General features: G+C 47.7%; 15 protein-coding genes. 9 read left to right on the forward strand and 6 right to left on the reverse strand.

The genetic code is table 11. The annotated features are described in order from the left end of the window. The first annotated feature begins 33 nt into the window (after positions 1–33). The 3 genes from ACZ5NB_RS03560 to ACZ5NB_RS03570 all read left to right on the forward strand — a co-directional run bounded on the left by ACZ5NB_RS03560 (position 34) and on the right by ACZ5NB_RS03570 (position 1,756). Complete coding sequence (locus tag ACZ5NB_RS03560) at positions 34–429, forward strand: PepSY domain-containing protein (protein ID WP_460231599.1); 396 nt, start codon at positions 34–36, stop codon at positions 427–429. Between the two features lie 132 nt (positions 430–561). Beyond that, on the forward strand, positions 562–1,422 hold the full coding sequence (purU, locus tag ACZ5NB_RS03565; protein WP_460231600.1) for a formyltetrahydrofolate deformylase: 861 nt from the start codon (positions 562–564) through the stop codon (positions 1,420–1,422). A gap of 7 nt (positions 1,423–1,429) precedes the next feature. Continuing rightward, on the forward strand, positions 1,430–1,756 hold the full coding sequence (locus tag ACZ5NB_RS03570; protein ID WP_460231601.1) for a DUF2489 domain-containing protein: 327 nt from the start codon (positions 1,430–1,432) through the stop codon (positions 1,754–1,756). Positions 1,757–1,802: 46 nt separating this feature from the next. On the opposite strand, the gene ACZ5NB_RS03575 is transcribed toward ACZ5NB_RS03570, so the two are convergent. Further along, positions 1,803–3,590: a sensor domain-containing diguanylate cyclase gene (locus ACZ5NB_RS03575; RefSeq protein ID WP_460231602.1), complete on the reverse strand. Its 1,788-nt coding sequence runs from the start codon at positions 3,588–3,590 to the stop codon at positions 1,803–1,805. 388 nt (positions 3,591–3,978) lie between these two features. Between ACZ5NB_RS03575 and ACZ5NB_RS03580 the strand changes: the two genes are divergently transcribed. The 4 genes from ACZ5NB_RS03580 to ACZ5NB_RS03595 all read left to right on the forward strand — a co-directional run bounded on the left by ACZ5NB_RS03580 (position 3,979) and on the right by ACZ5NB_RS03595 (position 9,706). Beyond that, a complete protein-coding gene (locus tag ACZ5NB_RS03580) occupies positions 3,979–6,108 on the forward strand; it encodes a di-heme-cytochrome C peroxidase (RefSeq protein ID WP_460231603.1) in 2,130 nt (709 codons plus the stop codon). Then, entirely contained in the window at positions 6,108–7,388 is a 1,281-nt protein-coding gene (locus tag ACZ5NB_RS03585; protein WP_460231604.1) for a catalase family protein, read from the forward strand. The genes ACZ5NB_RS03580 and ACZ5NB_RS03585 overlap by 1 nt, the downstream gene beginning before the upstream one ends. A gap of 205 nt (positions 7,389–7,593) precedes the next feature. Further along, complete coding sequence (nadA, locus tag ACZ5NB_RS03590; RefSeq protein WP_460231605.1) at positions 7,594–8,673, forward strand: quinolinate synthase NadA; 1,080 nt, start codon at positions 7,594–7,596, stop codon at positions 8,671–8,673. A 376-nt stretch (positions 8,674–9,049) separates the two neighbouring features. Continuing rightward, complete coding sequence (locus tag ACZ5NB_RS03595) at positions 9,050–9,706, forward strand: hypothetical protein (protein WP_460231606.1); 657 nt, start codon at positions 9,050–9,052, stop codon at positions 9,704–9,706. Between the two features lie 83 nt (positions 9,707–9,789). Here the strand turns inward: ACZ5NB_RS03595 and ACZ5NB_RS03600 are convergent, their stop codons facing one another. The 5 genes from ACZ5NB_RS03600 to ACZ5NB_RS03620 form a co-directional block, all read right to left on the reverse strand. After that, positions 9,790–11,601, reverse strand: coding sequence for a phosphoenolpyruvate carboxykinase (GTP) (locus tag ACZ5NB_RS03600; protein ID WP_460231607.1), 1,812 nt, complete (start codon positions 11,599–11,601; stop codon positions 9,790–9,792). A 432-nt stretch (positions 11,602–12,033) separates the two neighbouring features. Further along, a complete protein-coding gene (locus ACZ5NB_RS03605) occupies positions 12,034–12,606 on the reverse strand; it encodes a hypothetical protein (RefSeq protein ID WP_460231608.1) in 573 nt (190 codons plus the stop codon). Positions 12,607–12,845: 239 nt separating this feature from the next. Beyond that, on the reverse strand, positions 12,846–13,553 hold the full coding sequence (locus ACZ5NB_RS03610; protein WP_460231609.1) for a hypothetical protein: 708 nt from the start codon (positions 13,551–13,553) through the stop codon (positions 12,846–12,848). Between the two features lie 116 nt (positions 13,554–13,669). Then, positions 13,670–16,852 (reverse strand): efflux RND transporter permease subunit, encoded by a 3,183-nt coding sequence (locus ACZ5NB_RS03615; RefSeq protein WP_460231610.1) that lies wholly within the window; start codon positions 16,850–16,852, stop codon positions 13,670–13,672. A 67-nt stretch (positions 16,853–16,919) separates the two neighbouring features. Then, the gene (locus ACZ5NB_RS03620) at positions 16,920–18,086 is read right to left on the reverse strand and encodes an efflux RND transporter periplasmic adaptor subunit (protein WP_460231611.1); all 1,167 of its coding nucleotides are present in this window, start codon (positions 18,084–18,086) and stop codon (positions 16,920–16,922) included. A 286-nt stretch (positions 18,087–18,372) separates the two neighbouring features. Here ACZ5NB_RS03620 and dnaE point away from each other — a divergent pair, with 286 nt between their 5' ends. Together dnaE and ACZ5NB_RS03630 are read left to right on the forward strand one after the other, a co-directional pair. Next, complete coding sequence (dnaE, locus tag ACZ5NB_RS03625) at positions 18,373–21,876, forward strand: DNA polymerase III subunit alpha (protein WP_460231612.1); 3,504 nt, start codon at positions 18,373–18,375, stop codon at positions 21,874–21,876. 14 nt (positions 21,877–21,890) lie between these two features. Further along, a complete protein-coding gene (locus tag ACZ5NB_RS03630; protein ID WP_460231614.1) occupies positions 21,891–23,321 on the forward strand; it encodes a hypothetical protein in 1,431 nt (476 codons plus the stop codon). Positions 23,322–23,375 lie beyond the last annotated feature (54 nt).

Raw genomic sequence — 23,375 nt, forward strand, 5'->3', positions numbered from 1 at the left:
AGTCAACAGATTGTTGTTAGCTCTGGTAAACCCTTGTCCGAATTAATAGCCGTTGCGGCACAGCAAGTGCCGGACTGGCGAACCCTGTCGGTAGCAATACCGGGCGGCGACGCTGAAGTGCTCTCGGTGACTCTTGATACTGGGAATGGCGGTCAACCTCAGCGCCGCACGACGGTTGAAGTGGATATCGCTACTGGCGAGGTTTCAGCAGTCAAACCATTTTCATCTCTGTCGACCGGGCGTCAATGGCGAGTGCTGCTTCGATTCCTTCATACGGGTGAAGCACTGGGAGTTGTTGGTCAAACCATTGCTGGGTTAGCCAGTTTAGCGTCAGTGATTATGGTATGGACTGGGCTCGCATTGGCCTACAGGCGTTTGCTTCGCAGTCTCACTAAGCGCAAAAGCAAACGAGTGGCTGGAGCTTCGTAAGATTGCCTGTTGAACTGTGAGGAGGGTAATGTCTTCATGCGCGGTTGGGCACGTAAGCAGATTGAAAAACGGTTAGCTAGAAAGTTATAGTGGCCTGAAACATTAACTACGCGACTCAAAATAAGATAATTTATGGCTGCATCATTTGTATTAACCGTCGTCTGCCAAGACCAGCCCGGCATTACCGCTGGCGTCACCAGCAGTTTGTTTTCGGCGGGGGCGAACATTATCGAAGCTCAACAGTTTAACGATCAGGATACCGGTCGTTTTTTTATGCGCGTCGTATTTACCGCAGGTGCGGAGGCGTGCGATGACGGTACGCTGGAGAAAGCGTTGCAAAAGCCCATTCAGCAATTTTCTATTGAATGGACCCTAAAACCTCTCAACCAAAAAAAGAAAGTACTGATATTGGTGTCTAAGCAAGATCATTGCTTAGGTGACCTACTATACCGTACTCGAATCGGGGAGCTGGCGATGGAGGTTGTCGGCGTCGTATCTAACCATCCAAGGTCTTCTCTGAATATTGCGACCTTGGGTGATGTGCCCTATTACCATTTTCCAATTATACCCGAGACTAAGCCAGAGCAGGAAGCAAAAATAAAACAAGTCATTGATGAAAGTGGTGCTGAATTGATTGTGTTAGCACGCTATATGCAAATTTTATCAGAAGATTTGACTGAATTTGTTTCAGGTCGTTGTGTCAATATTCACCACAGCTCGCTGCCTGGATTCAAAGGCGCAAAACCGTATCATCAGGCATATGAACGAGGCGTAAAATTAATCGGTGCAACGGCGCATTTCGTCACATCAGACTTAGATGAAGGCCCAATTATCGAACAGGACATTGAACACATTACTCACGCCGATATGCCAGACGATCTGGTAAGAAAGGGCAGAGATATTGAGCGCAATGTTCTCGCTAGAGCTGTTAGCTATCTGTTGGAAGAAAGAGTCTTGTTAAACGGCAGTAAGACGGTGGTGTTTCGAGACTAATTTCTTTATGCAGCGGCAAACTTCCACAGACAGCGCTAAGCGTCGTGCGGGTGAGGTAGCGAGCGCGATGTTACAAGGCTCGATGCCGTACCTTAAAGGCGTTATCGAGTTAGTATCGTTACGTGAGGCACTCGGTATTTACGAAAATGATCCTGACTTCTTTGCGTTTACGGGGGTTTTGGCGGAGATCAATAATTTGCCGCTCGGCAGTAATCCCGACAACTGGACCGATGAAAATATAGCTAAACACCGGGATGTTATTTCAGAATCAGAGAAGTGGGCGAAAGCATTTAGTTCAACCCAGTGTCGAGCGATAGCGGAGCGGTTTGGGTAATTATGCAGTTGTTAGTATGAGGTACTAAGGGCAATACCATTCCCATCTATGCCGTTTCGCTTGCGTACGCTACGACACAATTTCTGCCGTTCTCTTTGGCTTGGTAGAGCGCAGTGTCAGATTTCTTCATTAGCGAGTCGATGTCGTCATGCTCCTCGAAACGGGCGATACCGATACTCACCGTCAAGCGGAGTTCGTCAGCTTCCCCATCTAACCGAATTTCTTCAACTTCTTGTCGAATTCTTTCGGCCAATTCGTGGCTGCCAGCCGTCTCCTCATTAATTAATAATGCGAATTCCTCCCCGCCAACACGGCCGAATACGTCGTTGTCTCGTACTGATTTAGATAGCTTATGGCAGAACGCAAGTAATGCGTTATCGCCTGCGTTGTGACCGTAGGTATCGTTGATTGATTTGAAGTGATCAATGTCGAGCATCAATAAGTGAAGTGACAGCGTTTTACGTTTCGCCTGGCTAATTAAAGAATCCGCTTGTTTTAAAAAGCTTCGACGATTGTGAGTACCTGTTAATGCATCGGTATGTGCTTCAAATTCGGCCAATTTTTTTGCTTCGGCAAGTTCTTTGGTGCGTTCCTGCACCAACACTTCAAGCTCAGCTTTAGAGCGCTCCATTTGATCTCGATAATTTTTTTCTGCTTGCTCTTTTTGCACACGAAAACGCCGTACTCGAATACCCATAGCGACCATAATGGTGAGCATTTCAGTAAAAGAGGCGACGGGTGGCCAGTAATAGTTCACATAGTTGTGCGGTACCCATCCAACGTCGCGCATTGCCTGAACCACCAACCCAAACACCAGGACGCTCCATGCAACCGCGTATATGGCTGCCTCGGTTGACCCTTGTCGCCAGCGAACAAAAGAGGCGATAGCAAGAAAAGGGTATAGAAATAATGCAAAGGTAATGGAGAGTATGGCTAATGTGTTGAGCTTAAAAATTCCGCAAACAAATAAGAACACCGAATTGGTGAGCATCAATATCAGTACCCAATCGAGCCTCGGCATGTATTCACGAGATTGGAGCGCCATTCGCGCGAAAAATATTCCACTGAAAATTGTTAGAGCGCCGCTTATAGACATATAGCGCCAGCTATAGTGCTCGGTGACAATATACTGGTGAGCGTAGCCTAATACGGTACTCCAGATGAGTAACTTGGAGAATGAGTAGGCCGAGTAGGCGTAGAACATCTTTTCGCCGCTGGTGATACCAGCAATCAATGCGAAGATTGACATCACGAAAAAACCACCAAATAGAAAGGAAAGCGCGCTGGTTTCTTTGGCTTGAAACTCTTTCAACTCACTGGGTTGCCAAATTCGCAAACTGGGGAATGCGTAACCACTCTGATCAGAAGATAATTTAACAAAAAAATCGTGCGTTTCGTTTGGTAATAGTGACGCTTCAAAAACGAACCGATTATAGGCAATGGGGCGATGTGAAAATGGATTATCGAGAGAGAGATCGGCAATTTTTAGAAATGCATCTCTTTGCGGGGATTTTTCGTAAGCCTCAAGTTCGATGAGCTGGTGATCAACATATTCAAGTTGGACACGTTGTGCCTTGTCGGTAGTATTGTGAAGTGCAAAATGCGTCCACACGGCACCTTTTTTCAGCCGCGTAGAGCCCGCTGTATTGAGTTTAATAAATTGACCTTGCTGATAGGCAGCAAGGGCCTCGTCAAGAGAGCGGTCTTTATTGGGGTCATGCCATATAGCCTCTGTGCCGGTGCTTTTTTCGCCAGCTTCTCGACCGGTTATCTCGATAGGCTCTGACGCTGCTACCGATAGACTTAAAAACAAGAGCCATAGGCTGGTAGCCAATACAACACTTTTGCGTAAAATTTGTTCAAGGCGCGAGGCCTGCTTTATGGTCTGTAAAGTGCGCATACGAGTGTTGAGCGTGAAGCCTTCTTATAATAATTGATGTTGAATTAAGCGACGCGATAAAGACGCGCACTATGCCGGATCATACGTCAATCATACAAGGCTAACTATAGTTCTGGGTCAAAAAGTATTCGTATTACCGTTGTCTCGGCTTGAACTGCTATTGTCATGAGGACAAATGTTTGTTGGTCGCCTGTAGATGGGGCTTTGTCGTTTTAAGAAAATATGAACCCGACTGACATAGCTCTATTACGCTACCCTTCACCATTCAACTGCATTAATCAAAAAACAAAAATGTTTCGCTAAAAGAAATGGGGTCAACCTTATGTCACATCGGAGTGGGTTAGCTTTGCTGATCCAAGGATTTAAGCGTGTTCTACGCAATGTGCTTAGCTTTATTACACGGACGTTCAAGCATTTATGGGGTTGGCTATGTGGTCTATCACGTGCGGCGCTGCAATTTTGGCGCGCATTAGGCCCGCATTGGCTGCGAGTCACGCTTGTGGTCGCCGTTGTAGGGTTTCTAGCTTATCGATTCATCGATGACTACTTACAGCCAAACCTCACACAGGAAACCGTATATTCACTGCGTTATTTGAATGAAGGCTGGAGCGAGCAGCAACGTCAAAGCTTTTATTATACGCCGCAAGGAACAGAACTGTTCGGTCTAGAATATAAATGGTTTATCAATTTGGAGTTGCCTCTATCCAACGAGCTGTTGGTAACCGAGGAAAACATGCGCGGCTGGGGTTTTATCGTTGACCCAGGGCAGCGGCCATCACCTATCAACCCTGGAAATTTACCTGTCGGTTTGGGGCGACATATAGATCCCACAACCCAAAAAGAAGTGCTCGATATCGGTTGTGCAATTTGCCACACCGGTGAGCTTCACTACCAAGGTGTTGCGTTGCGAATTGATGGCGGGCAGGCGGTACAAAGTATTCCCAATGCAAAACGCGGTGAATTCATTACCACACTTGGAGCGTCGATTTTTGAAACCCTACTGGTTCCTGCAAAATGGGATCGCTTTGCTACACGCGTTGTCGGCCATGATAGCGAGGCGCGTAAACACCTTAAGAAGGATGTATGGGCGCTAGCCAATCGACTAAAAGATTTTGTTACGGGAGCGGGTGCCTCGAAATACTATCCGGTTGAAGAGGGGCGTGGTCGTACCGACGCTGTGGGCCGTATTGGGAATATGGTTTTTGGTTATGATCTTGATCAGCCGGAGAATCTTCACGTAGCGGATGCACCGGCTAGCTATCCATTTATTTGGGATATCTGGCGTTTTGATTGGGTGCAATACACGGGTTTTACCAACCAGGCAATGGCGCGCAACATGGGTGAAAGTTTAGGTGTACTGGCCCCGATCAAGTTGGTTGACGAAGACGGTAAGCTCTTAAAGGGCGAAGAATTTGGTCAATCCCTCATTGATATCGATGGCTTGCATTGTGCAGAAGGCTTATTGCGCGATTTGGAACCTCCTCGTTGGCCAGAAGACGTACTAGGCAGGATCGATATCGAGCAAGCGACGCAAGGTAAACACTTGTTTGCCGAGCGCTGCCAGCATTGTCACGGGCCGCACCGGTCCGAACCCTACCTTTGGCCCATTGCCGACGAAGCGAACCCCACTATTGAAGGACAGGCTGGTGTGAATTGGAAATGGGATATGGCAGGCGATGTTGTCGAAAAAGATGGCAAATATTTCCGCAAAGATTGGCGTGAGGTGATGTGGTCTGTGCCTTGGTTGGATGTGGATGAAATCGGTACCGATCCCAAGCTAGCTGATAACTTTATCAATAATCTTTACAGTGCTGAAAAACTAATCCCTGGTTCAGATCCAGTAAATGCCGGTTCTGGTTTGCAGTTATTGTTGAACGAACTCGTGCCATTAACTTACGAGCGTTGGAAAATCGAAGGTGAGCAAATTCCGGATTACGATGGGTTAAATGTGCCTTTCCGTATCGAAAATGTTCGCGCGTATAAGGCTCGTCCTTTACATGGGGTATGGGCGACACCACCGTTCTTACATAATGGTTCGGTGCCGACCGTCTACCATATGCTATCGACATTGGAAGAGCGGCCTACAGAGTTTTATGTGGGTAACCGTGAATATGATCCTCAACACTTGGGTTATGTCGCTGCTAAAAGTCCTGGTAGCTTTAAACATGATACGTCTATTCCTGGCAATCAAAACATTGGGCATCTCTTTACTGATACTAATACGCCAGGTCGTATTGGTAGTAAGTTAAGCGAAGTTGAAAAATTTGCTTTAATGGAGTACCTAAAAGTCATGGGCAACCCCGAATTTAGTGAAGCGCTTGGTGGTGATCCGCAGGATTGGAGTCAGTATTCCGCGCCCCCCGAAATCGACGTGCACGAACAGTCGTGCAGTAACTCGCATTTACGTCATGCGGTTAGCTTCAATAAAAAAGCGGCTGGGGAGGCATTGTAATGAAAAATATTATGACGATTCCAGCAATGGTCGCCGCTCGAAAATCGCTGTTAGCGACAGCAATCGCGTTGACTTCATTGAGTACCTTCTCTGATGAATTGCCGCTTGCGACGGATACACACCGTATCGATACGCTCGGTATGATTATTTCTGAAGAAGAAAAAGCCGCAATAGCGACAGCTATGGAGTATGGTCGAGAGATATCTCGCGCTGCTGAAAAAGTAAATGGCCTGCCGTACCGTCGCGATGCTCACGCGAAAGCAACTGGCTGTGTTCGTGCGACATTTAGCGTAAACGGCGATATCCCTGAGCATTATCAGCACAGTGTATTTAAAAGTCCCGCCAGTGAATTTCAAGCTTGGATTCGTTTTTCTAATGGTGATATGACCGTTCAAAAAGATGAGAAGCCAGATGCACGCGGTATGGCGATTCGAGTTGTGGGTGTGCCTGGAGAAAAAATAGCACCGGAGCTACCGGATTCGAACGTGCAAGATTTTATTATGACCAATACCCCGGCGTTCTTTAATCGTAACGTGTTTGATTATGTCGATAACATGGAATATCTAACGCGGCTTGATCGGACTGGTTGGTTCATTGGTTTGTTTCCACCTAGATTGCATCCAAAGCGCTTTTATCGTGCGACACAAACCGTTAGCCAAAAGATAAATAATCCCTTGCAGCCGCAATATTATTCTATGTTGCCGTACCGTTTGGGCGAAGTGCCGGTTAAATTTTCTGTTAAACCATGTCCTGGCATGTCCTTTTCTAAGAAAGTCGATAAGTCGAGTTTTGATTTTCTAACAGAACAAATGTCTAACACCTTGAATAGTGATGCAGCCTGCTTTGATTTTATGGTGCAAGAAAAGCGACCCGGCGCGAATATGCCATTGGATGACGCCACCGTAATCTGGTCAGAGAAAGAGTCTCCTTTCGTACCGATTGCGAAGGTCTATATCCCGCCGCAAATGTTTACCAGCGAAGCGCAACAAAGCTTCTGTGAGAACCTTTCTATGAACCCTTGGCATGGCGTTGGGGAATGGGAGCCTTTAGGTAGTCTTAACCGTTCCCGTCGTTTAGTCTACTTTGCGGTGTCTAGTTTTCGTCACGACCAAAACCGAGCGAAGTTCAGTAACCCGTCGAATTGGTGCCTGGAACGGGATGGAAGCTGTGATGCCTCTGAGTTCCTCAAGGAGGTAACCACCAAACCGAGCATCAAGCCCAACTTTGACCCGCTATTCAAACCAATTGATGGCGAAAAAGCTAAGGAGGCGAGCTGGTAGGCTGGTAAATTTAGGGTTTTTGTGGCTCCCCAACAAAAACTCTAGATAAAACAAAAGGTTACGTCAGATCTGGTGAAGGCTGATATTCCCGCTACGAAGCGGTGAATAAAGCAGCAGTTGTGGTAAAATGCCCGGCTCGAAATCAGTTGAGCCATGCTCAATAGACAATTCCACAGATATCCACAGTCACTAGACCTGCAGCAGTATGACAAGCGCTATTGAAACAGTAGAGTTAAGCCCCGAAGTCTCTCCAAACACGCTCACGCCCCAAGAGCGTGTACAGGCATTTCTTGCCCAGATTGAAAGCGCTGAGGGTATTACGCCCGAACAAGAGATATTTTATCGCGAAAAAATTACAGGTCTGTTACGTGAGCACAATGCAGTGCTAGTGGCTCACTATTACACCCATCCTATCGTTCAAGCGTTGGCCGAAGAAACCGGTGGTTGCGTTTCCGATTCATTGGAAATGGCCCGTTTCGGTAAAGACCATCCAGCTGAAACACTCGTTGTTGCGGGTGTTCAGTTTATGGGTGAAACGGCGAAAATTCTAAGCCCTGAGAAACGCGTCATCATGCCAACCTTAGAAGCAACCTGCTCGCTAGATATTGGTTGCCCCGCGGATGAATTCAGCTCGTTCTGTGATCAACACCTGGACCGGACCGTTGTTGTGTACGCCAATACATCGGCTGCGGTAAAAGCGCGTGCTGATTGGGTCGTGACTTCAAGTATCGCTTTAGATGTAGTTGATTATCTCGATAGCCAAGGAGAAAAAATTCTTTGGGCCCCAGATAAGCACCTAGGCAGCTATGTGCAGAAACAAACGGGTGCCGATGTTTTATTGTGGGATGGAGCATGCATTGTTCACGAAGAATTTAAAGCGAAAGGTATTCAGGATTTAAAAGCTCGTTACCCTGAAGCTGTTGTATTAGTTCATCCGGAATCCCCCGATAATGTCGTGCAGCTTGCAGACGTCATCGGTTCAACATCGCAGTTAATCAACGCCGCAAAAACCATGGATGCAAAACAATTTATTGTCGCCACCGACCAAGGCATTTTCTACAAAATGCAACAAGTCTGCCCCGATAAAGAATTAATTATTGCTCCAACGGCCGGTAACGGTGCGACCTGCCGTAGCTGTGCAAATTGCCCTTGGATGGCAATGAATGATTTGCAGCGTTTAGCGCATGTGTTAGAGCATGGTGGTCAGGAAGTATTTGTAGATCCTGAGATTGCACGTAAGGCGATGATCCCACTCCAGCGCATGTTGGATTTTAAGAAAGCTTAAAAAATAGCGCTTATATCACATGTCATTCGAGTTGAAGAAACCTGGCGTTCGCTGGGTTTTTTACTGTTATAGCAATGGTTTATGTAAGTGCTTAAGCATCTTTGCTTGAGTTCGACTGATTTTCCTTGTCAATAATTGCTGTGTTGTGAATAACCTGATTCGATACGGCTTAGCGTGTCTATCATCGCCAAAATCGGCACCGATGCGTCCCTTATAGAAACATTTTTTATCTTGTTTTAAAAGAATATCATTTAATGCTCGCTCCATTGACCGTGGCTAATGGTCTACTCGTCGGGAGGCGGGATTTTTTGTGTGGATTTTTGCTATTCTCGGCTGGCGGTTTTTAATTTTCTACACGTTAAATGGAAATAATAATATGTATAAAAGATTAACATTCTTGTCGTTGTTAAGCATTTTGGGGGCGTGTACGTCGGTCAAGCATATTCCTCTAACCGAGGAGCAGTCTCAAAATTTGACGAATAAAACAATTGTTCAGTCAAGCTATTCCAAGCCCGATTTTACCGCTATGACCGCGGGGAAAGCGGCGTTTGCGGCCTTTGGGGCGATAGCTATGATTGCGGAAGGGAATTCAATCGTCGAAGAGAATGATATCGAAGACCCAGCAAAATATATTTCGAATAGTCTTGCGGAAGCGCTGGCGGATCAGCGAGGTATGAAGTTGGTTTCTTCTGATTTTGTCTCTGAGTCCGACAAAGTCAACGATTTGGTAGATAATCACCCAAAAGTCGACTACATACTCGATTATAAAACGTTTGGTTGGATGTTTGGTTACTACCCTGCGGATTGGTCTCATTACAGGGTTGGGTATAGCGGCCGTTTGAGGGTTGTTGACGCGGCTGAAAAGAAAGTGATTGCTGAGACTTTGTGTAGTGCCGGAGAGGGGGATGATGAAAACCCACCAACAAAAGATGATCTGTTGGAAAATAATGCCCAGCTGCTAAAAGATTATCTGCAAAAGGCTGCAGATAACTGCGTAGCGGTGTTGGCTAGTGATATTTTACTTCTCAAGTAAAGCAAGCGCTTAAGTTTCTGAAAATTAAAAAGCCCCGCTTGCCGAAACAAGCGGGGCTTTCCAATTACGAGCCAAAAAACTAATTAAGCAACGTTAGAGTTCGCTTTCGCTTCTAACAAACGTGCTTCAAGTTGTTCAACCTGGTTTAGCAATTCTTTCGGTAAGTGATCGCCGAAGCTTGCGTAGTATTCTTTAATGTCTGGAATTTCTTGTAGCCAGCCATCGATTTCTACGCGAAGTAGGTTAGCGATTTCAGTTTCAGAAAGATCCAAGCCGCTGAAATCAATACCATCGATTTTTGGTAGGTTGCCGATTGGTGTTTCGATTGCTTCAGCCGTGCCGTTGCAGCGCTCGAATACCCACTTCAATACACGGCTGTTTTCACCGAAGCCAGGCCACATGAATTTGCCTTCTTCGTTTTTGCGGAACCAGTTAACGTAGTAAATATTTGGCAACTTAGCACCTTCTTTTTTGCCAACGTTCAACCAGTGGCCCCAGTAGTCGGCCATGTTGTAACCACAGAATGGCAACATTGCCAATGGGTCGCGACGGAGTTTGCCGATTGCGCCGAATGCTGCTGCAGTCATTTCTGATGCGATGATGGTGCCGAGGAAAGTACCGTGGTTCCAGTCTTTTGCTTCGTTAACCAACGGTACAACGGATGCACGACGGCCACCGAAAAGGATAGCGCTAATAGGTACACCTTTTGGATCTTCCCACTCGTCTGCAATCACTGGGCATTGTGCCGCGGGTGCGGTGAAGCGAGCGTTGGGGTGAGCGGCTGGAGTGTCTGATTCAGGTGTCCAGTCGTTGCCTTTCCAATCGGTTAGGTGTGCTGGCTTTTCTTTAGTCATGCCTTCCCACCACACATCGCCGTCATCAGTCAGGGCAACGTTGGTGAAAATAGCATTTTCGTTGATAGACAACATCGCATTAGCGTTGGAGTCCATACCGGTACCTGGCGCAACGCCGAAGAAGCCGGCTTCTGGGTTGATGGCGTAAAGTTGGCCATCGTCACCGAACTTCATCCAGCAGATGTCGTCCCCAACCGTTTCAACAATCCAGCCTGGGATAGTTGGCGTTAACATCGCGAGGTTGGTTTTACCGCACGCACTTGGGAACGCGCCCGCGATGTACTTTTTCTCACCTTCTGGGTTGGTGAGTTTCAAAATAAGCATGTGCTCCGCTAACCAGCCTTCGTCGCGAGCCATGGCCGATGCGATGCGTAGCGCGAAACATTTTTTACCGAGTAGTGCGTTACCGCCGTAGCCTGAACCGAACGACCAGATTTCACGTGTTTCAGGGTAGTGAACGATGTAGCGGTTGTCTGGATTACATGGCCATGCAACGTCTTGTTGGCCTTCGTCGAGCGGTGCGCCAACAGAGTGAACGCAAGGGACGAATTCGCCGTCTTCACCCAGTTGCTCAAGCACTTTAGCGCCTACGCGAGTCATGATGTGCATGTTGGTGACAACGTAAGGAGAGTCAGAAAGCTCAACACCGATGTGTGCGATAGGTGAGCCAATAGGCCCCATGCTGAAAGGGATAACGTACATGGTACGGCCTTTCATACAGCCTTCGAACAGACCATTTAGTGTTTGGCGCATCTCAGCCGGAGCGCACCAGTTATTGGTCGGGCCTGCATCTTCTTCTTTTTCAGAGCAGATAAAGGTACGGTCTTCAACGCGAGCCACGTCTTCTGGAACTGAGCGAACGTAATAAGAGTTAGGACGCTTGGCTTCGTCGAGTTTTTTCGCTGAGCCACTGGCGACCATTAGGTCCCACATCGCATCGTATTCTTCTTTAGAGCCATCACACCAAACCACATCTTTTGGTTGGCATAGCGCTGTCATTTCATCCACCCACTTCTGGAGGGCTTGGTTCTTGGTCGTCATCAGATATACCTCTGGCGGTCGTCTGTCGCTGGTTAAGTGTTTGAAACTGTGCAGGTTTTTGGGTGTGTCGGGTATGGCAAAAGCATGCTGTGCCACTGGATGTCGACGCTTCACGGGGCGCGTAGGTAGCGGAGACCTGGGTTGTTAATTCCCGGTAAAGGAAGTCGAACAACGCTGGGAAGAACCGCTCCCTGATTCTGACCTGCTGCCCTTTTTTAAGGGGGCGTATTATGTCATTGAGAGGGGGTGAGATTCAAGCGAACTATTGACTGTCTCACCCATATAATTCTTGTGAATGATGGCTATAAAGCGAACAGGAAATCGTGATAAAGCAATCTACCGACTTTCTATCATTTTTGTTTATTGGTAGGCGAAAATGAAAAAGGCGTGTCAGCAAACACGCCTTTAAATTGGGATTCGGGACGTTTTAGCTTAGTCGATGACTTTGCTCACTTTACCGTCTTTGAATTCAACATTCTGTTTGTTGAAGCGGTTTACCCAGTATACCCACGTATCTAAATCGGTAGAGTAGGTTACGTGAGCCGGTGGGGGGCCCATTGCGATGAGCACGCCTTTCTTTGTCATTCCAACCAGAGGTCGACCCGCTTTAATGCCTTCTTGGTCTTTCTTTGACATCTTTGAAATATCTGGGCAGTTGGTACCAAAGATCTCTGCGAGGTGATCTTGGAAATCTCCTGGCAGCGATTTGTGAAGATAGTAACGATACTCTCGATCTCCCCGTTCAGGGACTTCAAACTCGAGGTACTTGCGCTTAAGTTTAGTTAGTCGAACTTTGGTGCAAACGGGTAGAACCGCCGGGAGTTGGTAATTAACGGTATACATACGCTGGCGGCCTTCGTCAGGGTGTTGGTTAACCAGCAGATAGACGTTGTCTTTACCAATGAGGGACTTAATAGATTCGGCAAAGCTGTTTGCGCTGAATGCTACGCAGGCTACGAGGCAGCAAGCTAAGCCACGGTGCAGATTGAAACTTGAATGAGACATCACGAAAAACTCCTTTTGCTGTGCGGTCGGGAAGGTTGAGGGGCCAGTGTAGCATCCTTTAAATGCAGCGCTGAAGATCCCCGTTAGATAATATTTGCATTATTTAACGAACTGTTTGGATCTGAATCGTGGGCGAGAGACAAATCAGTATATTCGAGGTGTTGGCTGCTGAGCACAGTGAAAAGCGGCAGCCTCAACACAAGATAAAGACACGATTGGAGTTGCCGCCTTGAATGTTATTAATTGCAGTTAGGGTGAGTTTCGGTTTGATATTTATAAGTCACATTATCATCTAGCTTGAAACTAATATATGTGTCAGCGTCAAAGATGCCTGCTTCATTAAGTCTTAATCTTAGCTTGTAGAGGTTACCCGGGACTAAGCTAACTCTGTCTGACTCTTGATGGAATCTACTTTTATTCTCTTTATATACTAGTAAATCAGATCTTTCAGTCAGGTCTGTCAACCTCGCGTAGGCGAACCCAGTTTTGTATCCGGGAGTGCTTGATTGAAAATTGATAGTTAATGGCTCGTCGACTACAAAGCGTAGATTCAGTGATGCAATGGGTGAAAAGCTCGGTTCTCGATCTTCGGCTAGTCGAGGATAATTTGGGTTGGAAGGTTTACTACTGTAGTTATATTCGGAGCGAAGCTCAATTGAGACTACGCTGGCATCAGCGTAGCCCATCAATCGCGTGTAGACGAAAAGTGGTTCGCTCCCATATATGTCATCATGAAAAATAAATTCGTTCGATGTGCTTGTGGTTCTTGGTGAGTCAAAAATATTGCCTGAAAACTTTTGTATATTATAAGTCGTGCCTCCAGTTGCGAAAGGTACGCCAATTTCAGCCTTGAGGCAAAGCTCGTCCTCAAAGATTGTCATGGTCGGTGCTGCTTGTGATGACACCGCCAATAATAGCAATGAGCTGGAAATAGTTTGTCGAATCATTTTAAACTCCGTTTCAAATAGTGGGATTTTAAGCAGAAGAAGGCTCCTCCGAGATCTTTGAGCACTTCTCGGAGGAATGTAGACTACAATCTCCGTGCTTTAATATCCAATCCATGTTAAAGCAAACTGTTTTTCGGTTTATTATTTATAAATTCATGGCGCGCAACTCTTCTTTTTTCAAACCACTGCAAAACAATGACCGTTAGCGCTGGTAGCAATGTCAATGTGACGATGGCTGCCCCAACAATTCCTGACATTACAATAATACCGACGCCGCGATAGAGTTCACTGCCTGCTCCAGGTAAAAATACCAACGGTGCTAAGCCGCAAATTGTCGTGATAGTCGAAATGGCAATAGGTTGGATTCGGCTTTCAACCGCTTCGTTAACCGCATCCAGCGCGTTGATCCCCAGCTCTTTCATGTTGGATACTGAGCGGTGCACGATCAAAATCGGGTTGTTCACAACGGTGCCCATCAGGATTAAAAAGCCCAGCATAGAAATCATATCAAAGGCTTGATGAGTGCCGCCAAGACCTATTGCTTGGGTAAATGCGGTAGTGAGGTTCATTAGCCATAGTCCGGCAATCCCTCCGGCGATGCCCAGCGGAATAGTGAGCATAATTAATAACGGATAGCCCCAGTGTGAAAAGATGGCCACCATCAGCAAGTAGACAATAATTAGTGCAATTAAATAATTACTTTTCAATGCGCTGCGTGTGGCTTCAAGATCGTCGGCTGCGCCAGAAATAATCATGTCGATATTACTCGGCACCACCCCGGATGAGCGTAAATGTTCAACGACTTCTTTGCGGACAATCTCTACGCCCGTTTCCAATGGAATGTCGGCAGGTGGAATAATATCTAGGGTCACCGTTCGTCGGCCATCCACGCGATTGATGAAGCTTGTGTCCACAGTTTCTTCGATCCGGGCTAAAGCGGATAACGGGATCACGGTACCTTGTGGTGTGTAAACCGGTAGTTTATCTAATTGGTCGAGGTCTGAAGATGGCCCGCTATTACTGAATAAGTAAATATCGATTTTGTTGTCGTCGAGAAAAAATTCATCAACGAATGCGCCGTCAGTTAGCGCCGCAACCGTAAAGCCGATGTCTTGTGTGCTCATGCCTAGTTCAGCGGCGCGATCCCAGTTCGGGCGAATTTGCACGAGAGGTTGAGCCAGCGTTAAAGACGACGGTCGTGTTTGAATGCGAGGGTTGCCGAGCACGTCTTGCGCACGACGATAGGTGGCGAGCGCGGCATCATAAATCGACTCGAGATCGGGACCAGAAATACGCAGGTTGACCGCGCGCGTACCGCCACTGTTTCCGCTAATGATTGAACCGCGAGAAACAAACGAGCGCATGCCGGGGTAGGTTTTATATTTTTCGCCAATAGCGTCCATCAAGTCACGCACGTGCCGAGGGTCTTTGGGTTCGGCAATAATTCGAACGTTGCTATTGGAAATCCCCATGTTGATGTAGCGAATCGGAGGGATATCGATTTCGCCATCATCGTACTGTTCAGGTTCCATTTTTGTGTAAGGTAAAAAGTACTCGTGAATTTCGTGTCCCATCACCGACATAGTGTCGATGTTGTAACCGGGCGGTGCATTCATGCGGGCAAAAATTTTAGGCTCTTCCCCATCCGGTAGGTACTCTGCTGGCGGCGTCAATAAAAATAGGATTAAGCCGCTGACAACCACCGACGTGATGATGCACAGAATTCTTCTTTTGGATGTGGCGATCAGCCAGCTGATTTTTTCGACTACTTTTTGTCGCAGGCCATCCCCAGGGATGGGTTTATCTGAGTGGTGGTCCAAATCGAAGTTGGCGGCGGCAGTCGGGATAACCGTGATCGCCACCAGCATTGAAACGAGTATCGATGCAGATACTGCAATCGCGATATCAGAGTAGAGTTGTCCGGCTTCTTCCTGAATAAATACTACCGGGAGAAATACCATGACTGTGGTCAGCGTCGAGGCCAACACAGCAGGCCACACTTTTTGTATGCCGGTAACAGCCGCTTTTATGCGGTCGAGGCCTTTGCGCCTTTCTAATTGAATGCTTTCGAGAACAACAATGCTGTTGTCTAACGTCATGCCTATCGCAAACGCGACACCGGCAAGTGAGATGACATTGATCGTGCGCCCCGCTAGCAACAAGCCTAAAAACGCTGCAATGGTGCAGATTGGAATGCCCACCACGCCAATCAGTGTTGTACGGATGGAGCGCAAAAAAACAAACATGACAATGGTAGCGAATAGCGCACCGAGAAATAAGTTTTTCCAGACGTTACGAACGGAATCTTCTACGTAAACAACATCATCTGCTGTCCATATCAGTTCCATGCCCGCAGGGTTTAAAATGTCACGGTTAATAGGGGCGACTAGTTTCATCATCGCCTCTTTAATTTCCAGCACATTTGAGCCGGATTCGCGCCTAACGGCCACGGCAATGACGGGTTGGCCATTGATGATCGATTCGTTGTCAATTTCAAAATGGTCCATGACGACGTCAGCAACATCAGCAAGGCGAATCACTGCGTCGTCGCGGCGAGCGATGATGAGTTCCGGTAGTTCTTCAATGTGCTCAAAGCGACCGATAGTTCGTAACAAGTATCGGCGCTTTCCGCTTTCCACTTCGCCTGCGGACACATCCCGATTTCGGTTTCGGATTGCTTGTCTGACCTGGCTTAAACTAATGCCGCGTTGGGCGAGCTTTTCTGGATGGATACGAACTTGGATTTGGCGGATCGCGCCACCGCGAATATCCACTTCGGATACACCAGGCACACTCGACATGCGCGGACGTACATTGTCGATAATAAAGTCGCGCATCAAGTAGAGATCGAGGTTGCGGGGGTTGCCTTCTAGCGGCGCAATGCGAAAGAACATGAATGCATTGCTTGAAAAGGAGCTGGCGGACACCCGTGGTTGGTCGACATTTTCGGGGTATCCGCGTACCTGACTCAATGCATTTTGCACGCGAATCATCATGTCGGTCATGTCGACGCCGAAGGGAAAATCTAAACTGATATTGGCAGAGCTTGTGGATGCGCGGGATGTTAATTCGGTTAAATTGGGAAGGTTGCGTAAATATTCTTCTTGCTCGATGAGGATTTCTTTTTCAACGTCTTGCGGCGTTGCGCCAGGCCAAAATGTTCGCACGGATATCGAGCGAACTTCTAAGTCGGGAATCATTTGCACAGGAATGCGAAACGCTGCCAACACCCCAAGTACACAAATAATTAACACCGTTACGGTGACCAATATGCCATGGCGAACGATATGATGAAACATACGCTTTCTCGTTTAATTTGAGGCTCAAATTATTATTTTTGATGTGTCGAGCCGAAAAAGAAAATGGCTAGAGTGCTTGCGCGGAACCCAACGATCCTCGGTTAGTAATTTTAACCTTTTGCGCAGGGCGAAGCGCCTCATTGCCCTCGGTGACAACTACTTCCCCGGGTTTTAATCCGCGCTTAATTTCCACTTGACCGTTTGAGCTAATTCCCAACGTCACAATGCGCTCACTCACCGTGGGTTCGTCTTCGCTGAGGTCAACAACCCACACAACTATTCGGCCGTCCGAATAGCGAATGACCGCGTCTCGGGGCACCATCACGCCCTGTTCCGATGACTGTAGTTGAAGGGTTCCGTGTGTCGACATACCCGGAGTAATGCTGGGTGGTTGCTCAACCAAGCGCGCGCGAATTAAGAATGTTCGCGCACTAGCATTATTGACAGGGACACGGCTCACGATGGATGCGGCGAACTGTTGATTCGGAATAGCATCGAAGTTGACGAAAATATTGGCGTTGCCTGACACGCGAGGGTAAATAGATTGCGGTACTTGGAAATCTAAATAAACATCGTGAGTTGCCACAAGCTCATACATTTCTCGTCCTGGAGAGACCCATTCGCCGACTTCCGCATAACGTTGACTGATCACGCCATCGAATGGGGCGGCGATGGTGTGTCGTTTTAATTCCGCGCTACGACGAGCAACCTCAGCCCGGGCGCGATCAACGGCCGCTTGGGCGATTTTGGCTTGGGACTCTCGAGCACGCATTTCGGTAGCGGCAATGCTGTTTTGCTTTACAAGCGGGGCGGCTTCTTGCACTCGGCGTTGTGCTTCAGCGTGGTTGGCCAGGGCGCTCTGCAGAGAAGCTTGAGCGCCGTCTAGCTCAATCTTCACTATTTCATCATCAAGCTCGAGTAATACTTGGCCAGTTTTCACTTCATCGCCAATAGCGGCATGGCGCTTGGTAACCAATCCAGCAACAGAGGCAGACAGGGTCGAATGCGTTGGGGCGACGACCGTGCCGGTAAGGGGAATGTCTTCAATAAGATTGGCTTTAATGGCGCTATGTATTGCCACCGGAGCCGCCTCGGCTGCAGCAAAGTGCGCACTGGCGGCGAGACAGAGGAATATGACTAGCCTTATTAAGTAAGGGATAGGGGGGCGCACCTTGTGTCTAGCAAAGTGCGTGGATGTTTTTTGTGCGTGTGGTGCGTCGAAAGATATATCCATACAGAACACTGTTTGCTTGCAGTCATTGCGGCACGCTAGCGAGCCAAGCTGAGTAAATATTGGTCATCAATAGTAAAACAATGCTTTGAGGGTGCCTAGAAAAATAGCATTACCTAACGTTTGGCCGCTGCGCTGACTTCGGCCTAATCGGTTGTGACATCACTAAGTAAAAAAAGATTCCAAATAATATGACCTTGTGGGCTGTAGGCTAGGGTCTTGAAGTGGACTTCGAGTAGAATCGGGCTTTCTCGTTGTTCTCAGCTAATCAAAAAATTAAAAACCGTTTATGTCTGACCAATTTATCCATCTGCGTGTCCATACCGATTATTCCTTGGTTGATGGCGTTGTGCGAGTCAAAGGGCTGGTTGGGGCTTTGGCTGAAAAGGGAATGCCTGCCTGTGCGATCACCGACCAAACCAATTTCTATGCGTTGATCAAATTCTATAAAGCTGCTCAAGGTGCCGGTATTAAGCCTATCTGTGGTGTGGATTTAATTGTGGCGCCGAAAGGTGAGGGGAGTGCTACGCGCATTACCTTGCTCGCCATGAATGGCCGTGGCTACCGCAATCTGACCGAGTTGATTTCGCGCGCCTACCAGCATGGTCAACATCATGGTGCGGCCTATGTCGAGCGCGAGTGGATTACCGAGCACCGAGAGGGCGTGATTGCCTTAAGTGGTGCGAAGTTTGGTGATATTGGTATGGCGTTGCTTGCGGGGCGTCAGTCAGAGGCGGCAGCTCTGTTGCAAGAATGGATGGTTGATTTCCCCAACGCCTTTTATATCGAGCTACAACGTACAGGGCGTGAAAATGATGAAGAATATTTGCACGCTGCCGTCGATCTGGCGGAGCAATACAATTGCCCGGTTGTGGCTACCAATGATGTGCGCTTTATCGAGCCGGAAGATTTCGAAATTCATGAAGCTCGGGTGTGTATTACCGAAGGACGTACGCTGGATGATCCGCGTCGCGAGCGTCGTTATAGCGAACAGCAATACCTTCGTTCCGCAGAGGAAATGACGGCGCTATTCAGTGATATCCCTGAAGCAATTCAAAATACGGTTGAGATTGCTAAGCGTTGTACCCTGAATATCACCTTGGGTAAAAACTTCCTGCCCGCTTACCCGATTCCCGATGGCATGACCGAAGAGCAGTACTTTGAAAAAATCTCGCTCGAAGGTCTGGAAAAGCGCTTAGAAAAAATTCTCGATAAGAGTGATCCGGAATACAACACCAAACATCAAGTGTATCTCGACCGTATTCGATTTGAGCTCGATATTATTAACCAAATGGGGTTTCCGGGTTACTTCCTGATCGTAATGGACTTCATTAATTGGGGTATTAAAAACGGTGTCCCGGTTGGTCCAGGACGTGGTTCGGGTGCGGGTTCATTAGTGGCCTATGCGTTAAACATTACCGACCTTGATCCACTTAAATATGATTTGCTCTTCGAGCGCTTCTTGAATCCAGAACGTGTTTCCATGCCGGATTTTGATATCGACTTCTGTATGGAAAAACGTGATCGAGTGATTAATTACGTTGCCGAAACCTACGGGCGTGATGCGGTATCGCAGATTATCACCTTCGGTACTATGGCGGCGAAAGCAGTGGTGCGCGACGTCGCGCGGGTGCTAGGTAAGAGTTATGGCCTTGCCGATAAGCTCTCAAAAATGATTCCTCCCGATCCGGGGATGACGCTGACCAAAGCGTATGAACAAGAAGAAATTATTCGCGACTTTTTGGAAAATGACGGCGACGGTCAAGAAATCTGGGAAACCGCTTTAAAGCTCGAAGGCATGACGCGCAATGTCGGTAAGCACGCCGGTGGTGTCGTGATCGCACCGACCAAACTAACCGACTTTTCGCCACTGTATTGCGACGAAGCCGGCAACAACCTCGTTACACAGTACGATAAAAACGACGTGGAAGATGCAGGTCTGGTTAAGTTCGACTTCCTCGGTTTGCGGACGCTGACGATTATCGATTGGGCAAAGCAAATGATCGATAAAGAGCGGAAGGTTGCTGGCGAAGAAGAGCTAGATATTACCGTTATTCCGCTTGATGATCCCGACACATTTAAATTATTGAAATCTGCCGAAACCACTGCCGTATTCCAGTTGGAATCGCGAGGCATGAAAGATCTGATTAAACGGCTACAGCCCGATAACCTTGAAGACATGATCGCCTTGGTTGCACTGTTCCGTCCGGGGCCGTTGCAATCGGGCATGGTGGATGACTTTATCAATCGTAAACATGGTCGCGCGCAGGTCGCTTACCCCGACGCAAAATATCAGCACGAGCGTTTGCAACCGATTCTTGAGCCGACCTACGGCGTTATTGTTTACCAAGAGCAGGTAATGCAAATCGCGCAGGCCCTTGCTGGCTATACTCTTGGCGGCGCGGATATGTTGCGTCGTGCGATGGGTAAGAAAAAACCGGAAGAGATGGCCAAGCAGCGTGAAACGTTTGAAGCGGGCGCAAAAGACGAAGGCATCGATCCGGAGTTGGCGATTAAAATCTTTGACCTGGTGGAAAAGTTTGCCGGATACGGTTTCAACAAATCTCACTCCGCCGCTTATGCACTGGTGTCATACCAAACGGCGTGGTTAAAGGCGCACTACCCAGCGCACTTTATGGCCGCAACGCTATCTTCGGACATGGATAAAACCGATAAGGTAGTGACGTTTATTGAAGAATGTCGGCGCATGAAACTGCGCATGTTGCCACCGGATGTGAATCGCGGGTTGTTTCAATTTACCGTCGATAACGGCGACATCATTTATGGTCTAGGTGCGATTAAAGGTTTGGGTGAAGGTCCCATAGAAAGCATTATCGAGGCGCGAGATAGTGGTGGTCCATTTACCGACTTATTCGATTTTTGTGCGCGAGTAGATGGGCGTAAAGTGAATAAGCGAGCGCTAGAAGCTTTGGTGCGCAGTGGTGCGTTAGATGGCATAGGCCCGGCAGGACGAGCTGATGATGTCGATTTTTCTCGCGCGGTTATGTTTGCTGCGATTAATGAAGCCGTTAAAACTGCAGAACAAGCGACTGCCAACTCGGCTGCGGGTATGGAAGATATGTTTGGTAGTTTGGTCCCGAGCGCCAAAACGACGGAAGATGTTTATCAATCCTACGCTACGATTCGTCACTGGGGCATGAAAGAGCGTCTTAAAGGAGAGAAAGATACGTTAGGGCTTTATCTTACCGGACACCCAATCGATGAATATGAAGAAGAAGTGGATCGCCTGGTTTCGGCGCGCATTGTCAATTTGAAACCCGATCGCGCGACACAAAAAGTCATGGGGATGATCGTTGCGTTACGCGTAATGAAAACTAAACGCGGTGACAATATGGCTTTTGTAACACTCGATGATCGGACAGCGCGCATCGAAGTGGCACTGTTTGCCGATGCGTACTCGGAGCATCGAGAAAAGTTGGTGAGCGATAGTATTTTGCTAATTGAAGGCACCGTAAATCATGATGACTATAGTGGCAGCTTAAAAATGCGGGCTGACTCGGTACATACGCTGGATGACGCACGGGCGCGCTTTGCGCGCGGAGTTTGCCTCAGTGTCGTAGGTGAAGAGTTGGAAACTGATTTCGCGCAGCACCTGCATTCCATGTTGACACCTTATCGTAGCGAAGGTTGTCGGATACGTATTGATTATCAGCGAGCCGATGTTAAAGGTCAGATCGTATTGGGTGAAGACTGGCAAGTAAAACCGAGTGATGAATTACTGCAGCGCTTAAAAGACAGTTATGGTCGTAACAGTGTGCGTTTGGTTTACTAATATCGGTCGGTACTATGGATAGTGATGTAGAACAGCTGCTGATAAAAATTGCAGATTATTGCAAACAAGCTGAGCTCTCTGAGTCCACTTTTGGCCGCTTGGTCGTTAACGATGGCAAATTTGTTAAGCGTTTGCGTAGTGGGCGCGGTGTTACTCTCAAAACGCTCAATAAAGTTAACGAATATATTCGCAACCACCCGCCCGGGCCGGATACTATTTCTGAGCAGGACGCGCAACTGACCTTGGTCGATGATAGTTATTCTGAGCCTGCCCTGAAAGTCGCTCAACCAATCGAAGATATTGCTTCCACGGTAACGACTGAAAAGCATCAGCGCCGCCCCTTTCGCTTTTACGAAAATCGACAAAAATATTTACATTTCGTCCATACCTGTAACGAAAAATGGGCTATTTCCCAGAGAGCGGGTAAAGAGTTGAAGTTAATTCAGCCCACGTTTCCTGCATTACGGATGTTTGACGCGGGCATGGGGGATGGCACTGTTTTAACCTACGTGATGCAATACATGCATCGTCTCTTTCCAACAGTTCCATTCTTTATTAATGCAAAAGAAATGAGCCTGGAGGATACGCGGTTAGGTCTAATGAAATTACCTGATCGCTTGGTGGAACATCCTGCAACGGTGTTTGCGATTAGTAATCTCGCATACGATGAAGCACCTTGGTTAAAGAGTCATCGTGAGGGTGTCGAAGTTAACTGGCAGTTCGTGCCCCTGGAAGGCAACTGCGCTCATGCCTATGGCGAACAGATATCTGCTCTTCATGAAAGTTTAGATCAGGGTTGGCAAACCAAACCCAGTGAAAAAACCGGTAACCCAATTTATGCGACACCTTCAGTTATTGTGCTGTATCGCGCTGACCAACAATTTTTGCTGGAAAATATTATTCCCAGCCCAAGCGCCCAAGAGGGTGACTACGATTTCATTTTAGCTGCGCAGCCATGGCAAGCGCGTGTCTCTGCAGAGTTTAAAATTAAAAGGATTCTTGCACCGTTGTCGCGTTCACTCGCTCCAGGAGGTAGGCTGCTGGGCGTGCAGAGTTACGGTGATGATCCAGGTTTGGAAATTGTGCAAAGTATCTGGCCCGATGAGCAACCGTTTACGGTAAATCGCCATGTGTTACTCGAAGTATTGAAACAAGAGCTGGGTCCACAAGCGCGGGATTTTCACTGCAATGCGATGTCGGATGCGAAAAGTGTCTTTCGCTATGACATGCACACCATGCCGTCTGAAATTGGTGACCATATTGGCAGTTCAACACTATTTGCCGCATGGAATGCAGCGATTTACGTGAACCAAATCGAAGAAGAGCAATTGGCATCGGCTGTGGCGTCGGGCCAATACTTGCAGGTGACTAAAGAGGTGTTAAAACGCCGCGGAGCACTGTGGTTTAACGATGAGACTTTTGTTGTCACCAGAAAACGGCAGTAGTGCAACGTGTGGAAGAGTCGCTAAGGTTAGCGCTTGGGCAGGTGTGCGCTAACC

This window comes from Aurantivibrio plasticivorans (assembly GCF_055392955.1).

Excerpts from the sequence above, each read along its gene's own strand:
- ACZ5NB_RS03605 (WP_460231608.1), bottom strand. The coding sequence starts at position 12,606 with ATGTCTCATTCAAGTTTCAATCTGCACCGTGGCTTAGCTTGCTGCCTC.
- ACZ5NB_RS03570 (WP_460231601.1), top strand. The coding sequence starts at position 1,430 with ATGCAGCGGCAAACTTCCACAGACAGCGCTAAGCGTCGTGCGGGTGAG.
- dnaE (WP_460231612.1), top strand. The coding sequence starts at position 18,373 with ATGTCTGACCAATTTATCCATCTGCGTGTCCATACCGATTATTCCTTG.
- ACZ5NB_RS03630 (WP_460231614.1), top strand. The coding sequence starts at position 21,891 with ATGGATAGTGATGTAGAACAGCTGCTGATAAAAATTGCAGATTATTGC.
- ACZ5NB_RS03595 (WP_460231606.1), top strand. The coding sequence starts at position 9,050 with ATGTATAAAAGATTAACATTCTTGTCGTTGTTAAGCATTTTGGGGGCG.
- ACZ5NB_RS03580 (WP_460231603.1), top strand. The coding sequence starts at position 3,979 with ATGTCACATCGGAGTGGGTTAGCTTTGCTGATCCAAGGATTTAAGCGT.
- ACZ5NB_RS03585 (WP_460231604.1), top strand. The coding sequence starts at position 6,108 with ATGAAAAATATTATGACGATTCCAGCAATGGTCGCCGCTCGAAAATCG.
- purU (WP_460231600.1), top strand. The coding sequence starts at position 562 with ATGGCTGCATCATTTGTATTAACCGTCGTCTGCCAAGACCAGCCCGGC.
- ACZ5NB_RS03610 (WP_460231609.1), bottom strand. The coding sequence starts at position 13,553 with ATGATTCGACAAACTATTTCCAGCTCATTGCTATTATTGGCGGTGTCA.
- ACZ5NB_RS03600 (WP_460231607.1), bottom strand. The coding sequence starts at position 11,601 with ATGACGACCAAGAACCAAGCCCTCCAGAAGTGGGTGGATGAAATGACA.
- nadA (WP_460231605.1), top strand. The coding sequence starts at position 7,594 with ATGACAAGCGCTATTGAAACAGTAGAGTTAAGCCCCGAAGTCTCTCCA.
- ACZ5NB_RS03620 (WP_460231611.1), bottom strand. The coding sequence starts at position 18,086 with ATGGATATATCTTTCGACGCACCACACGCACAAAAAACATCCACGCAC.
- ACZ5NB_RS03615 (WP_460231610.1), bottom strand. The coding sequence starts at position 16,852 with ATGTTTCATCATATCGTTCGCCATGGCATATTGGTCACCGTAACGGTG.